The following is a 14,427-nucleotide window of genomic DNA, read 5'->3' on the forward strand; positions in this document are numbered from 1 at the left end:
TCAGACCTCCCGGACGGCGACGGCGAAGAGACGGCGGAACGGCAGCACAGTGCCGTAGGGGGCACCCGGATAGGCCGCGCGCAGCAGGTCGCGGTACTCGACGACGAAGGCGTCCCGCGCCTCGGGGTCGTCGGCGAGCGCGGTCAGGGCGGGGCGCAGTCCGGTGCCCTTGACCCAGTCGAGCACCGGGTCCTCGCCGGTGAGGACGTGCTGGTACGTCGTCTGCCACACGTCGGCGGCGAGGCCGAGGCGGGCGAGGCGGTCCAGGTAGACGCCGGGGGTGTGGACGGAGTCCGGGCGGCGCAGGACACCGGCGAGGCGGGACTTCCAGCGCGGGGTGTCCGCGAGGTCGCGCATGAGGGCGTGCAGCGGGGCGTCGGTGTTGTCGGGGATCTGGAAGGCGAAGGTGCCGCCGGGCGTGAGGGCGGCAGTCCAGTCGGCGAAGCGGTCGAGGTGGCCCGGCACCCACTGGAGGGTGGCGTTGGAGACGATCACGTCGCAGGGCTCGTCCGGGGTCCAGGTCCGGGCGTCGGCGGGCGCGAAGTCCAGACGGCCGCCGCCGTCGGTGGGGCCCTCGTGCTCGGTGTGGGCGCGGTCGAGCATCTCGGGCGAGTTGTCGTAGCCGGTGATGTGCGCGGTGGGCCAGCGGGCGGCGAGCAGGGTGGTGGCGTTGCCGGGGCCGCAGCCGAGGTCGGCGACCCGCGGGCGGGCACTCGGTGGGTCGGGGACGCGGGCGACGAGGTCGGTGAAGGGGCGCAGGCGGTGACCGGCGTGACGGAGGTACTGGGCGGGGTTCCACTGCGGCGTCGTCATGTCCTCCAGCCTGGCGCGAGCGATCTCTCGATGTCAAGACACTCGACATCAAGAGACTTCATGTCGACACAACCACTACACTGATCTCCATGGAGGACGAGGTCGATCGGCTGGTCGCAGCGTGGCGCCGGGAGCGCCCGGACCTCGACGTGGAGCCGCTGGAAGTACTGAGCCGGGTGAGCAGGCTGGCCCGGCACCTGGACCGCGCGCGGCGGCTCGCCTTCTCCGAGCATCAGCTGGAGCCCTGGGAGTTCGACGTGCTGACCGCGCTCAGGCGCGCCGGGACGCCGTACCAGCTCTCCCCCGGCCAGCTGCTCACCCAGACGCTGGTCACCTCGGGCACGATGACCAACCGGATCGACCGGCTCGCCAAGAAGGGCCTGGTCGAGCGGCTGCCCGACCCGAGCGACCGGCGCGGCGTGCTGGTGCGGCTGACCGACACCGGGCGGGACCGGGCGGACGAGGCGCTGGCGGGGCTGCTGGCGCAGGAGCGGGCGATCCTGGGCGAGCTGTCCACCGCGCAGCGCTCCGAACTGGCCGGTCTGCTACGCCAGTTGACCGCCCCGTTCGACAACGTCCCCGGCTAGGTCCACCGGACCCACCCCGGCCCTGCGGGCGAGGGCCACGGCGGCCAGGGTGGAGTGGACGCCGAGTTTGCCCAGCACGTTCTGCATATGGGTGCGCACGGTGTGCGGGGAGAGGAACAGCCGCTCCGCGACCGCCTTGCGGCCGAGCCCCGCGACCATGCAGCGCAGCACCTCACGCTCGCGCGGGGTCAGCGACTCCACCAGGCGCTCGCTCTCGCTGCGGTGCTTGCGGGCGGCGGTGAGTTCCTTGAGGACACCGGTGAGCAGGGCGGGCGGCAGATGCGTCTCGTCGCGCAGGACACCCCGGATGACGGTGAGCAGCCGGGACAGCGAGCAGTCCTTGGCGACCCAGCCGCAGGCGCCCGCCTGGAGCGCGAGGGCGGCCCGGCGCGGCTCGTCCTTCTCCGCGAGGACCACACAGCGCACGCCCGGCTGGGCGGTGCGGACCCCGGAGACCAGGGAGATCCCGTCGACGTGCCCCTCGGCGTCGCCCAGCTGCACGGGGATGGCCGCGCGGCCGCCCGGCAGGGTCCTGCCCAGATCGGCGTCGACCAGCAGGACGTCGTAGCGGCGGCCCTCCGCGGCGGCCCGTTCCAGGCAGCGCAGCGCGGCCGGGCCGCTGCCGGCGGCGAACACGTCGACGTCCGGCTCCGCGGCCAGTGCCGCGGCGAGCGACTCGGCGAAGATGCGGTGGTCGTCGACGACCAGGACTCGGATGCGAACCACGTAACCCCCTATCCCCAGGCTCCGCGCGGGAGCGGGGGAGACCCCAGGCTGGGAGAACGACGACGGCTCGCGGTCACGGCACCCGCGAGGGAGCTGCCCGACCGCGCGGCCCTCACCGTCGCGGACAGTGCTACCCCCCTCGCGGGTGCCGTACCCGCCTGTCTCGCCCCCTGAATCGGCACCGGCCCCCACCGGCACCGCTTCTCAGCGTACGGGCGGGGGCCGTCGGGGGCGGGCGAATTGGCGGAACTGACCGGGCTGCGCGTTTATGGTGTGCCGCATGTTTCGTATCGAGACGGAAGTCGACAAGGACCGACGTGCTCTGCTGCGGGCGCGGCTACGGGACACCAACACGGCGGCCTCCCCCGCCCTGTCCGCCCTGCGCGACACCCCCGCCGAACGGGAAACCCCGCTCCACGTCTGGGCGTTGGACGCGTCGGGCGAGCCGGCCGGCGGCCTGGTGGCCCACACCTGGGCCGGCTGGCTCCACATCACCCACCTCTGGGTCGACACCCCCCACCGGGGCACCGGCCTCGGCACCCGCCTCCTGACCGAGGCCGAACACCTCGCCCGCACCACCCACGACTGCGCCCACTCCCGCGTGGAAACCTGGGACTTCCAGGCCCCCGGCTTCTACCGCGCCCAGGGCTACGAGGTGGTCTGCGAGATCCCCGACTATCCGCCGGGGGTCACGGAGTACACGCTGACGAAGCGGCTGGGGTGAGGGGTCCCGTACGTCAGGGCTGTTTGTAGGGCGGCAGCCTTTTCGGGAGGTCCCGCTGGGGCTTGCACTCGGCCACGTCGTAGGCGTGGCGGGTGAACTGGTACAGGAAATCCGTCAGAGCCTCGCGCAACTCCGCGCCCGTGGCCCTGCTCTTGCCGAGCACGCCCGCGTCCGCCACCAGGGCATAGCTCTGCCGCGCGTCACCCGCTTCCACACCTGCGGGAACGCAGGGGATGTAGAGGGAGACCGAGCGTCCGCCGTTCGCGGCCAAGGCTTCGACTCCGCCCTTCGACGCCCTCAGCACACTGTGGCCCTGACTGTAGGAACTCGCCCAGGACGCCTCGGACGTGTCCCGGACGTCGACCTGCCCGGAAAGAATCGAGTCACCGCTGGTGGAGACGCGGCAGCCGTAGGAGAAATGCCTTCCCGAACTTCCCTGTCCGGCCCATTGGTCCGCCGACCTTGCGCGCGGCAGAATCCGGATCACGGTGTCCCGCTGCACGGACGCGTCACACACGTTGCCGGGAAGCAGGTACAAACCCTTCATGAAATAGAGCAGGAAGGCGCCGCACGCGAATCCCACGATCACGAGACCGATGAGGAAATTCCTCGTGTTGTACCGCCTCGCCCCGCTTCCCGCGACCGTCTCACTCATATGACCCCTTGGACCGGTTCAAGGCGTAGTCCCCATCCTTCCAGCCGTCGTTGACGGCCACCCGCACGGCATCTTTGATCCCGTCGCTGGGCAGATCCACCTTGTTCCTGGCCAAGGCGTCGTCCACTGACCACTGGGTCTGCTGACTGACGGAATCACGCATCTGGAACAGGTCCTTGCTGGAGTAGTACAGCGCCCGGTCCTTACTGCCGTGAAGCTCCTGCGTCTCGAGCAGACGGTCGACAGCCGCTCCCGCCACGACGCCGCCCGACCCTCCGAGCACACTCCCCATCGCCGCTCCGCCCAGCCTCTCGGGGACCTCCACGAAGGTCAGCCCGATGTTCACCCAGGTCTTGGCGTAATCACCCTTTGCCTTCAGGGCGTCGTTGTACTCCTGCTCACCATTCACGGACTTGGCCACTTCCGTGTTCGCCACGGAATGTCCGACGATGCCCTCGATGTATCCGGCATTCCTTCCGATGTCGGCGAGGACCTGTTTATCTTCGCCGTCGAAAATGGACGGATCCGAGAGGTGCGCTTGGAGAAGGTTTCCGGTGTAGATGTTCTCTCCGAAGATGATCCCTGCCCTGCCCGCGGGATCGGCGGCTGTCGCCGAAAGGAACCGGATGACATCGGTGGCTTCGAGACCGTCGGGATCTTGACTGTTCGAGAGAAAGACGGTTCCGGAGTCGGGCCCTTCGAGGGCCTGGCTGATCTCCGGCATGTAAGAAGCCGCCATGTCCCCGAAGCTCTCCCCCATGCCCTTGGTCACCAGGGCCGCGCCGCTGCCGGGTTGGGCCACCGCACTCATGATGTTGGCCATGATCTTGACCTGGGTCGCACTGTGCGGCGGGGCCATGGTCGTGGCGTCGCCGGCCGCGACGCCGGTGACAGCGCTCTCCAGGGCCTGGCCGAGGGACGCCCCCCGATCCGTGAACTTGGTGGTGCCGAGCATGTGGTCCAGGTCCGACTTGGACGCGAAGGCGTGAACTGCCGCCTCGGGGTTGTGGGAGAGGGCACCGAACAGGCCCTTCAGCGGATCACGACCGTTGTCGTCACCGAAGTCGAGGTCCAGACCGTCGTACCCCTTGACCCACAGGTCATGGGTGCCCGAGTCCCCGGCTGCTTTGTCTGCCTTGAACAGCTTCTCCCGGTAGTCGTCCAGGAACTCGGTATCGAACTGTCCCTGCCGCAGCAAACTGCTGATGACCTGGGAACCGAGAGCGCCGACCGGGCTGGACGAGTCGCTGGCCCGGAAGTTCTTGTTGCGCTCTGCGATGAGGCCGCTTTTCCAGTCCCGCATGGCGTCCGAGTCCGAGAAGGACGCCGTGGCCAGGGTCAGCCCCAGGTTGGTCTGCATATTCTTCATCGCCGCCAGTTCGGCACCCCTGGCACCGGCGTGGGCATGAGCCATCTCGGTCCAGAACTGAAGCGTTCCCTTGGCACCCAGACGCGTCGCGAACTGCTCACCGAACAGGGAGTCGTCGTGGTACTTCGCCATCATGCGGTTGAAGTCAGCGATGTCGTCGAGACTCATGCCGGCCGGGTGCTTGGCCATCTTCGCCAGCTTCTCCGCAGCCGCGACGGCGTCGGCCGCCTGGTCCCGGTTCGCGTAGGACACGTCGGCGAAGCCGTACTTGGCCTGGTTCACCAAGAGTGTCAGGACCTTCGCGGCACTGTCGTCGCTTCGCGTCGCCCTGGTCAGGACACCCTGGATCTCGTCGCGGAAGGCCTCCACCGCCTTCTGGTCCGTCACGCCGGTCTTTCCGCCCGGGTCGGAGGCCCAGTCGGGGCGGGTGTTCCCCATGACGGCGAAAGTCCCGTCGCCGGTGTCGACGACCGACAGGTTCTGCTTCTCGGCCCGCGCAATCGCATCGTTCAACTGCGTCCGGAAATCGATCAGTTCACCCCGGGTGTCGCTGAGGATCTTCACGATGGAGTCGGCCTGGGTGTGGGCGTCGGCGAACTCGGCAGCGGTCCTGGCGATGAACTCGCGGCTGACCGTGGCATTGATTCCGGCCCAGTTGGCTTTGTCCGCCTTGGCCTTGAGGTTGTCCTCGGCGTCCTTCTGAAGGGCGGCGAGTTTCCTGGTCATCTGCTCCCAGTCGGTGACCGCCTCACCGAGCTTCGCGAAGTTCCCGTGGCGCAGCGCGTTCAGGTCCACGTCCGTCAGTGCCCCTTCCGGTCGTCGAAGCCCTCGTCGAGCGTGGCGATGCTGCTGACCGCACCCGCGATGTACGACTCGTCGGCCGCGTGCTGGGTTTTGGTGTACCGCAGATGGTTCGAGATGTGGGCGCAGGCGTCCAGCAGGGTTCTGGTCTGCTCGTCCCAGCGCTTCGCGACATGTTCCAGTGCCGCTCCCAGCGCGAATCCCTCACCCTTGAGACCACCTGCGGCTGCCGCGGAGGCCCCGCGCGCATGGCCGCTGTAGGTCGTGAAGTCCGTGAACAGATCATGGGCCGCCTTGCCGACGGCTTCCAGATCCTGGTGACCGACCACGAGGTCGCCCCGGGCCTGTTTCCCGCCCGGACCGCCCTCACTGTGATCGAGCCGCATTCCTGTGGGCTGCCGATCGGCCACTCGGGCCTTCGACTGCTCCCATTCCGCCCATGCCATGGATGCCTCCCCGTATCGCGTACCGGCCGCCGTCCCTCCGGCCACGCACATACCGGAACGCGACGGGGGGATCGCGGTAAGCGATCAGCACCTTACCGAAGCGGCAAGTCCGCACAACCATACGAACGTGGAAGGGGAAAGAGTTCGGCCCCGTGCACGTGTGCGCGGGGCCGAGGGTGGCGAAGGCATCAGATCAGGCGCCGGGCTCCCGGGGACGGGGTCGCTTCGAAGATGCGGGGCATCGTGTGGTCGGCGACGGTGAAGGCTTCCTGAACGGCCTTGGTGATGGTGTCCACCCCGTCCGCCTCCACCAGCGCGATCGCCGACCCCCCGAACCCTCCCCCCGTCATACGGGCGCCCAGGGCGCCGGTCGACAGGGAGGTGTCGACCGCGAGGTCGAGTTCCGGGCAGGAGATGCGGAAGTCGTCGCGGAGGGAGGCGTGGCCCTCGGTGAGGAGGGGGCCGATCTCGCGGACGCCGCCCGCCGTGAGCAGTTCCACCACTCGTTCCACGCGGTGGTTCTCGGTGACGATGTGGCGGACCAGGCGGCGGACCTCGTCCTCGTCGCCGAGGGCCGACAGGGAGGTGTCGAGGTCCTCGTACGGCACGTCCCGCAGCGCGTCCACACCCAGCAGCGCCGCGCCCTTCTCGCAGCCCGCCCGGCGCTTGCCGTACTCGCCGTTGCTGTGGGCGTGCTTGACCTGGGTGTCGATGACCAGCAGGCGCAGGCCCTCGGCGGCGAGGTCGAAGGGGATCTGGCGCTGGGAGAGGTCGCGGGTGTCGAGGAAGAGGGCGTGGCCCTCCTCGCAGCAGGCGGAGGCGGTCTGGTCCATGATGCCGGTGGGGGCGCCGACGTAGACGTTCTCGGCGCGCTGGCACAGGCGGGCCAGCCGCCAGCGGGGCAGGCCGAGTTCGTGGAGGTCGTTCAGCGCGAGGGCGACGACGATCTCCAGGGCCGCCGAGGAGGACAGGCCCGCGCCGGTCGGCACCGTGGAGGACAGGTGGATGTCCGCGCCGGTCAGCGCGTGGCCCGCCTCGCGCAGGGCCCAGACGACGCCCGCCGGGTACGCCGTCCAGTCGCGGTCCGAGCCCGGCTCCAGAGTGTTCAGAGCCAGCTCCACGGGTCCGCCCTCGACGTCCGCCGAGTGCAGCCGCAGCACGCCGTCGGTGCGGCGGGAGACGGCCGCCGTCACCTGGTGGGGAAGTGCGAACGGCATCACGAAGCCGTCGTTGTAGTCGGTGTGTTCGCCGATCAGGTTGACCCGGCCCGGCGCCGCCCACACCCCCTCCGGTTCGGCTCCGTACAGCTCGGCGAAGCGTTCCCGGACCGACTCTGCGCCCACTACTGCTCCTTGTGCGTCCGACGCGCGAACTGCCAGGCGTCCGCGATGATCCCGGCGAGGTCCGCGCGGGAGGGGTTCCAGCCCAGTGTGGCGCGCGCCGTCTCCGCCGACGCCACCAGGACCGCCGGGTCGCCCGCGCGGCGCGGGGCGACGATCTCGGGGACCGGGTGGCCGGTGACCTCGCGGACGGTCTCGATGACCTCGCGGACGGAGAAGCCGTTGCCGTTGCCGAGGTTGCAGATCAGGTGCTCGCCGGTCTTCGCGGCGGCGACGGCGAGGAGGTGGGCCTCGGCGAGGTCGGCGACGTGGATGTAGTCGCGTACGCAGGTGCCGTCCGGGGTCGGGTAGTCGTCGCCGTAGACGGAGATGGCGTCGCGGCGGCCCTGGGCGACCTGGAGGACGAGCGGGATGAGGTGCGACTCGGGGTCGTGCCGCTCGCCGTAACTGCCGTACGCACCGGCCACGTTGAAGTAGCGCAGCGAGACCGCGGCGAGACCGTGCGCGGCCGCCTCACCGGTGATCATGTGGTCGACGGCGAGCTTGGAGGCGCCGTAGGGGTTGGTGGGCTTCGTCGGCGCGGACTCCCGGATCGGGACCTCCTCCGGCTCGCCGTAGGTGGCGGCGGTGGAGGAGAAGACCAGGCGGCGCACGCCTGCCTCACGCATCGCGGCGAGCAGCGCCATGGTGCCGCCGACGTTGTTCTCCCAGTACTTCTCGGGCTTCACGACCGACTCGCCGACCTGCGAGAACGCGGCGAAGTGCAGCACACCGTCGTAGGAGGAGTCGAGCCACTTGGCGGCGTCGCGGATGTCGCCCTCGACGAAGGTGACCCCGTCGGGGACGCCCGCGCGGAAACCGGTGGAGAGGTTGTCGAGGACGGTGACCTCGTGCCCCGCCTCCAGCAGATGCTGGGCCACCACGCTGCCGACGTAACCCGCGCCACCCGTCACCAGGTACTTCATGAACTCGCAACCTCTCGCAGTCGGTCTGCCGCGCGCTCCGGCGGCACGTCGTTGATGAAGACGTTCATACCTGACTCGGAACCCGCGAGAAACTTCAGCTTGCCAGAAGTGCGTCGGACGGTGAAAAGCTCCAGGTGAAGGGCGAAGTCCGCACGCTCCGCACCGGGCACACCGGTCGGCCCGAAGGGCGCCTGGTGCCACGCCGCGATGTACGGCGTCCGGGGCTCGTTCACGGCGCCCTCCCCTCCCTCCCGCTCGAAGATCCGGTCGAAGCGCCGCAAGAGTTCCAGATAGACCTGGGGGAACTCTGTGCGCGCGGCCTCGTCGAGGGCGAGCAGATCGGGCACCCGGCGCCTGGGGTAGAGGTGGACCTCGTACGGCCAGTGCGCGGCGTACGGCACGAAGGCCACCCAGTGCTCGCTCTCCAGGACGACCCGCTCTCCGGCGAGTTCACGGGCGAGGACGTCGTCGAAGAGGTTCTCCCCGCCGCTGACCTCCTTGTGCGCGGCGACGGAGCGGAGCATGAGCGCGGTGCGGGGCGTGGTGAACGGGTAGGCGTAGATCTGCCCATGGGGATGGCCGAGGGTCACCCCGATCTCGGCGCCCCGGTTCTCGAAGCAGAACACCTGCTTCACGGAAGGGAGTTGGGAGAGTTCTGCGGTGCGGTCGGTCCATGCGTCGAGGACCAGGCGGGCCTGTTCCTCGGTGAGGTCGGCGAAGGACGCGTCGTGGTCGGAGGTGAAGCAGACGACCTCGCAGCGGCCGGAGTCCCCGGCGAGCGAGGGGAAGCGGTTCTCGAAGACCACCACGTCGTAGGAGGAGTCGGGGATCTCGCTCAGCCGCTCGCCCTCGCTCGGGCACAGCGGGCACTCCTCGGCCGGGGGGTGGTAGGTGCGGCCCTGGCGATGGGAGGCGATCGCGACCGAGTCGCCGAGCAGCGGGTCGCGGCGGATCTCGGAGCGGGTGACCGTGGGGTCAAGGGGGCGGCGGTCCACCGCGTCGCGCACGATGTCGTCGCGCAGGTCGTAGTAGATCAGCTCACGCCCGTCGGCCAGCCGCGTCGGGGTCTTCTTCACGCCGGACTCCTTGATCGACATCCCCGCAGGGCGTCCTCACCCCACCGCTCAACACAATCAAACATAACAAACCACAACTCGACAACGGATCGTACGATCACAATCAAACAAAGAACACCAACAGAACTGTTCAAATACTGAAGGCCGCGGCGTAGGTTCCGCTCTGGATCAGTTCGCGCAACGAAGCGAGTTCTCATGCAGACGTCCCCGACCGGCCCCGCGCCCCTGGCGGCGGGCCCCACCTACTTGGCCGCGGAGCTACGGCTCCCCACCAACTGGCTCGATTACACGATCCTGGCCATCTACTTCGTCGTCGTCCTCGGCATCGGCTTCGCGGCCCGCCGCTCGGTGAAGACCAGCCTCGACTTCTTCCTCTCCGGACGCTCGCTGCCCGCCTGGATCACCGGCCTCGCCTTCATCTCGGCGAACCTGGCGGCCACCGAGATCCTGGGCATGGCGGCCAACAGCGCGCAGTACGGCGCGTACACGGTGCACTGGTACTGGATCGGCGCCATCCCGGCGATGGTCTTCCTGGGCCTCGTGATGATGCCCTTCTACTACGGCAGCAAGGTCCGCTCGGTCCCCGAGTTCCTGCTGCTGCGCTTCGACAAGGCAGCCCATCTGCTCAGCTCGATCCTGTTCGCGTTCGCGGCGATCCTGATCGCGGGCGTCAACCTGTACGCCCTCGCGATCGTGGTCGAGGCGCTGCTCGGCTGGCCGCAGTGGGTGGCGATCGTGGTCGCGGGCGCCTTCGTCCTCGCGTACATCACGCTCGGCGGTCTCTCCTCGGCGATCTACAACGAGGTGCTCCAGTTCTTCGTGATCCTGGCCGCCCTCATCCCGATCACCTTCCTCGGCCTGAAGAAGGTCGGCGGCTGGGACGGCCTGACCCACAAGCTGACCGCGCAGCACGGGGAGAACTTCACCACCGCGTGGGGCGGCACCGGCATCGGCAGCGCCAACCCGCTCGGCGCCAACTGGCTGACCATCGTCCTCGGCCTCGGCTTCGTGCTGTCCTTCGGCTACTGGACCACCAACTTCGCCGAGGTGCAGCGCGCCCTGTCCGCGAAGAACCTCTCCGCCGGACAGCGCACCCCGCTGATCGCCGCGTACCCGAAGATCTTCATCGTCTTCCTGGTGATGATCCCGGGCCTGGTCGCCGCCGCCCTGGTCCCGAACATCGGCACCGCCGGTTCCGGGCTCCAGTACAACGACGCGATCCCCTATCTGATGCAGGAGCTGCTGCCCAACGGCGTGCTCGGCATCGCGGTCACCGGTCTGCTCGCGGCGTTCATGGCGGGCATGGCGGCCAACGTGTCGTCCTTCAACACCGTGTTCACCACCGACATCTGGGCGCGCTACGTCAAGCCCGGCCAGGAGGACGGCTACTACGTCCGCTTCGGCCGCCTGATCACCGTGATCGGTGTCGCCGCCTCCGTCGGCACGGCGTTCCTGGCGTCCTCGTTCTCGAACATCATGAGCTACCTCCAGACGCTGTTCTCCTTCTTCAACGTCCCGATGTTCGTGGTCTTCATCGTCGGCATGTTCTGGAAGCGCGCCTCGGCCAAGTCCGGCTTCTGGGGTCTGCTCGCGGGCACCACCGCCGCGATGGTCAACTACTTCGTCTTCTACAAGGAGGGCATCATCTCGATCCCCTCCGACCAGGGCGCCAACTTCGTCTCCGCCATCGCGGGCTTCGTCGCGGGCGCGGTCGTGATGGTCGCGGTGTCGCTGTTCACCAAGGCCAAGCCGGCCGACGAACTCCAGGGCCTGGTCTACGGCACGAAGTCGCCGGGTATGGCCGAGCCGCCCGCCGAGGGCGACGACGCCTGGTACCGCAAGCCCGCCCTGCTCGGCTGGGGCGCCGTCGTCCTGGCCGCCGCCTGCTACATCCCGTTCTCGTTCTGATCGCGGGAGGATGAGGAAACCATGACCGAAGAATCCCCCCGCCCCGAGCACGGCGCGACCGAGCAGGACGTCCAGCGCGAGGTCACCGAGCTGGAGGGCAAGTCCGCCACCGCGGCCCGCATCTTCGACCTGCGGCGCATCATCGGCGGCCTGTTCGTCGTCTACGGCGTCATCGTCACGATCGCCGGGATCACCGACTCCAAGGCCGCGATCGACAAGGCCGAGGGCGTCAACATCAACCTGTGGACCGGCATCGGCATGCTGATCCTCGGCGTCTTCTTCCTGGCCTGGCTCAAGCTCCGCCCGACCCCGCCCCCGCTCCCCGCGGAGGGCGTGACCGAGGAGGACCCGGCCCACTAGTGTGCTGCGCGGCCGGAGCTGTGCGTCACAGCTCCGGCCCCGTCGTCATGTGGGGCAGCGGGCCCGCTCTGTCGAGGAGGCCGGTGCGGGCGGCCAGGGCGGCGGCCTCCAGGCGGGAGCCGACGCCGAGCTTCATGAGGACGCGCTGCACATGGGTGCGGGCGGTGCTGGGGGCTATGCCCATGCCCGCCGCGATACGACGCGTGTCCTCGCCGTCCGCCACCCGGACCAGCACCTCGACCTCGCGCGGGGTGAGCAGCCGCAGCAGCCGCTGGCCCTCGTCGTCGGGCTGGGCGGCGGGGTTGAGCAGCTCCGCGAAGGCGCCCTGGAGAAGCTGCGGGGACACGGCCGCCTCGCCCGCCCGCGCCTTCATGATGGCCCGCTCGACGCCCTCGATGCGCTCGTCGTGCCGGACGTACCCCGAGGCACCGGCCGCGAAGGCCGCCGCGATACCGCGCGGGGACGGCACCGGTCCGAGGACCACCACGGCCACCTGCGGGCGCTCCCGCTTGATCCGGGCCACCGGGTCGAAGACGCCCGGCTCGGCGGGTGCCGCCGTACCGAGCAGGCACACCTCGGGTGCCCGTGTGATCACCAGCTCGGCCGCGCCCGCCGCCGGTGCCGCCGCCGCGAGCACCCGGTGCCCGCGCAGCTTGAGCGCGGAGGCCAGCGCCTCCGCGAGCAGGCGGTGGTCGTCGACGACCATCAGCCGCACTCCCATACTGCAAACCCCCCAGTCCCCCGGTGGATGCCCCACTATGGACGCCCACCGGTCCCCGGGGACAGAGGGCCCCCCGGCGCCTCGTCCCCCATGTCCCGGAAGTTACACGCTTGTTCGACGTCGCGCCGCCACTATGCGGAGAAGTGCCCCGGACCGATGAAATCCGGGGCACTCGGGGCGGAGCGAGGCGCGGTCAGCCGTCCGTGCCGAAGGCGAGCACCAGGTACTCCTTGCCGTAGGACACCTTGTGCGCGTAGACCGCCGACATGAACAAGCGGCCGTCGGCGAACCGGAGTTCCGCGTACTCGGCGGGCATCGTGGCCTCCGCCTGGTGCACCTCCTGGGTGGCCGGGTTCTCCAGCAGCTTGACCGCCTTGAAGGAGGCGCCGTCGATGCTGAGGACCTGGCCGCCCTTGTCGTAGGGCGGGTGGTTGTAGGCGAGCAGGCTGGTGCCGTCCATGCGCAGCGGGTAGAGGGTGTAGCCGTCGCCCGCCGGGGCGCGCTGGCCGGTCTGCTTGCCGGTGGTCAGGTCGAAGGCGACGATCTCGTTGGTCTGGCTGTACTTGTCGCTCGTGCCGTCGTGCTCCTCGGTGGCCAGGTACAGCCTGCCGTTGCCCGCGACGACGCCCCGGCAGTCCTCGACCTTGGTGATGCTGTCGCACTTGCCGCCGTAGGTGTCGCCGGGGGCGGAGATGCGGGTGAGCAGCTTGCCGGTCCTGCCGTCGATGGAGAAGTAGTCCGAGATGCCGCTGCCGTCGCCCGCGCTGTGGCCCACGTCGGCGGCGACGACCAGGGGGACGGTGGAGACCACGGAGGCGTACTCGATGCCGGGGGCCATCTTGTACTCGGAGAACACCTTGCCGGACTTCGGGTCGATGGTCTGGATGTGCAGCTGCGGGTTGTCGTAGCCGCCGCACTTGCGGACCGCGACGAGCTTGGGACCGCCGCCGTAGCCGACGTCGTAGCAGCCGTCGGAGCGCTTGGGCTGCCACAGCGCCTTGCCGGAGTCGATGTCGAACGCGGCGCCGCCGTCGTTGCTGCCCGCGGCGACGGTACGGCCGGAGACGGTGACGTTGTCGAAGGTGACGGGGAAGTCGCCCTCCCCCACCGTCTTCGTCCACAGCAGCGTGCCCTTGGTGAGGTCCACGGCCGCGAGGCGGCTGCAGCCCGCCCTGGTGTCGTTCATCTCCGGCTGGAAGACGATCGCCGTCCGGCCGTCGTCGGTGAGCTGCCTGCTCGCCGAGCAGACCGGGCCGGGGAGCTTGAGCGTCCACTTACGGGTGCCGTCGGCGGGGTCGTACCCGGTGATCTCCGCGACGCCCGACTTCGCGTACACGTCGTCCGTCAGCCAGGAGCCCGCCGTCCGGACGGTGTTCGCGGTCTGCGGCAGCGGCACCTGGAACAGCATCTTCGAGCCGGGATCGGCGGGGGCCTTCTCCTTGCCCCCGGTCGCCCCGCCGGACCCGTTCTTCCCGCCGGTTCCGCCGGAGGAGTGCGCGGTGTCCTGCTTTCCGCCGCCACCGCCCGAGTTGGCGTACCAGAACCCGACCCCGGCGATCAGCGCGATCGCGAGCACGGCGGCCACGACGATGTACACCACGGTCCGCTGCCCGGCCGCCTTCGGCGCGGGGTAGGGGGCGGTGGGGTGCTGCCCGTACGGGTACCCGTAGGGCTGCGGCTGCCCCGGGTAGGCGTAGCCGGTGGGGGGCTGGGGCGGGCCCTGGGGGTAGCCGTAGTGGGGCTGGGGCGGTGCGGTGGGGTGCGGCTGCGCTTGCGGTTGCGGGGCCGGATGGGGGTACGGCTGCGGGTAGGCGTAGCCGGGGGTGGGGTTGCCGTGCGGGGCGGCGCCGAATCCGCCGGGCTGCTGGCCGGGGGGCGTGCCGTAGGCGCCGGGCTGCTGCGGGGGCTGGGGTGCGCCGTAGCCGCCCGGCTGCGG

At 69.8% G+C, this 14,427-nt stretch carries 14 protein-coding genes; 4 read left to right on the forward strand and 10 right to left on the reverse strand.

The genetic code is table 11. The features are described 5' to 3' along the window. Positions 1 to 813, reverse strand: a complete 813-nt coding sequence (locus GTW40_RS08595; protein WP_161179561.1) for a trans-aconitate 2-methyltransferase — start codon at positions 811 to 813, stop codon at positions 1 to 3. Between the two features lie 89 nt (positions 814 to 902). Between GTW40_RS08595 and tamR the strand changes: the two genes are divergently transcribed. Then, the gene (gene tamR / locus GTW40_RS08600) at positions 903 to 1,400 is read left to right on the forward strand and encodes a MarR family transcriptional regulator TamR (RefSeq protein WP_161179562.1); all 498 of its coding nucleotides are present in this window, start codon (positions 903 to 905) and stop codon (positions 1,398 to 1,400) included. On the opposite strand, the gene GTW40_RS08605 is transcribed toward tamR, so the two are convergent. Next, a complete protein-coding gene (locus GTW40_RS08605; protein ID WP_161179563.1) occupies positions 1,359 to 2,126 on the reverse strand; it encodes a response regulator transcription factor in 768 nt (255 codons plus the stop codon). The genes tamR and GTW40_RS08605 overlap by 42 nt on opposite strands. A gap of 268 nt (positions 2,127 to 2,394) precedes the next feature. Between GTW40_RS08605 and GTW40_RS08610 the strand changes: the two genes are divergently transcribed. Beyond that, on the forward strand, positions 2,395 to 2,850 hold the full coding sequence (locus tag GTW40_RS08610) for a GNAT family N-acetyltransferase (protein WP_202485592.1): 456 nt from the start codon (positions 2,395 to 2,397) through the stop codon (positions 2,848 to 2,850). A gap of 13 nt (positions 2,851 to 2,863) precedes the next feature. Here GTW40_RS08610 and GTW40_RS08615 read toward each other — a convergent pair whose 3' ends face one another. The 6 genes from GTW40_RS08615 to galT form a co-directional block, all read right to left on the reverse strand. Continuing rightward, positions 2,864 to 3,505 carry a hypothetical protein gene (locus GTW40_RS08615; protein WP_161179565.1) on the reverse strand — a complete coding sequence of 214 codons (642 nt, stop codon included), beginning with the start codon at positions 3,503 to 3,505 and terminating at the stop codon, positions 2,864 to 2,866. Next, complete coding sequence (locus tag GTW40_RS08620; RefSeq protein WP_161179566.1) at positions 3,498 to 5,669, reverse strand: hypothetical protein; 2,172 nt, start codon at positions 5,667 to 5,669, stop codon at positions 3,498 to 3,500. Before GTW40_RS08620 ends, GTW40_RS08615 begins: the two co-directional genes overlap by 8 nt. Positions 5,670 to 5,674: 5 nt before the next feature. Further along, the gene (locus GTW40_RS08625) at positions 5,675 to 6,121 is read right to left on the reverse strand and encodes a hypothetical protein (RefSeq protein ID WP_161179567.1); all 447 of its coding nucleotides are present in this window, start codon (positions 6,119 to 6,121) and stop codon (positions 5,675 to 5,677) included. A gap of 188 nt (positions 6,122 to 6,309) precedes the next feature. Continuing rightward, positions 6,310 to 7,464: a galactokinase gene (gene galK, locus GTW40_RS08630; protein WP_161179568.1), complete on the reverse strand. Its 1,155-nt coding sequence runs from the start codon at positions 7,462 to 7,464 to the stop codon at positions 6,310 to 6,312. Then, positions 7,464 to 8,426 (reverse strand): UDP-glucose 4-epimerase GalE, encoded by a 963-nt coding sequence (gene galE, locus GTW40_RS08635; protein WP_161179569.1) that lies wholly within the window; start codon positions 8,424 to 8,426, stop codon positions 7,464 to 7,466. Before galE ends, galK begins: the two co-directional genes overlap by 1 nt. Beyond that, positions 8,423 to 9,502 (reverse strand): galactose-1-phosphate uridylyltransferase, encoded by a 1,080-nt coding sequence (gene galT / locus GTW40_RS08640; RefSeq protein ID WP_161179575.1) that lies wholly within the window; start codon positions 9,500 to 9,502, stop codon positions 8,423 to 8,425. Before galT ends, galE begins: the two co-directional genes overlap by 4 nt. A 195-nt stretch (positions 9,503 to 9,697) precedes the next feature. Between galT and GTW40_RS08645 the strand changes: the two genes are divergently transcribed. Both GTW40_RS08645 and GTW40_RS08650 read left to right on the forward strand, forming a co-directional pair. Continuing rightward, complete coding sequence (locus GTW40_RS08645) at positions 9,698 to 11,410, forward strand: sodium:solute symporter family protein (RefSeq protein ID WP_161179570.1); 1,713 nt, start codon at positions 9,698 to 9,700, stop codon at positions 11,408 to 11,410. Positions 11,411 to 11,431: 21 nt separating this feature from the next. Further along, positions 11,432 to 11,770, forward strand: coding sequence for a hypothetical protein (locus GTW40_RS08650; RefSeq protein WP_161179571.1), 339 nt, complete (start codon positions 11,432 to 11,434; stop codon positions 11,768 to 11,770). Between the two features lie 25 nt (positions 11,771 to 11,795). On the opposite strand, the gene GTW40_RS08655 is transcribed toward GTW40_RS08650, so the two are convergent. Beyond that, entirely contained in the window at positions 11,796 to 12,491 is a 696-nt protein-coding gene (locus GTW40_RS08655) for a response regulator transcription factor (protein WP_161179572.1), read from the reverse strand. A gap of 193 nt (positions 12,492 to 12,684) precedes the next feature. Continuing rightward, a partial coding sequence (locus GTW40_RS08660; protein ID WP_161179573.1) for a PQQ-binding-like beta-propeller repeat protein occupies positions 12,685 to 14,427 on the reverse strand: 1,743 nt, incomplete at its 5' end.

Origin of the sequence: Streptomyces sp. SID4985 (assembly GCF_009863025.1) — a bacterium.
Lineage (GTDB): Bacteria > Actinomycetota > Actinomycetes > Streptomycetales > Streptomycetaceae > Streptomyces.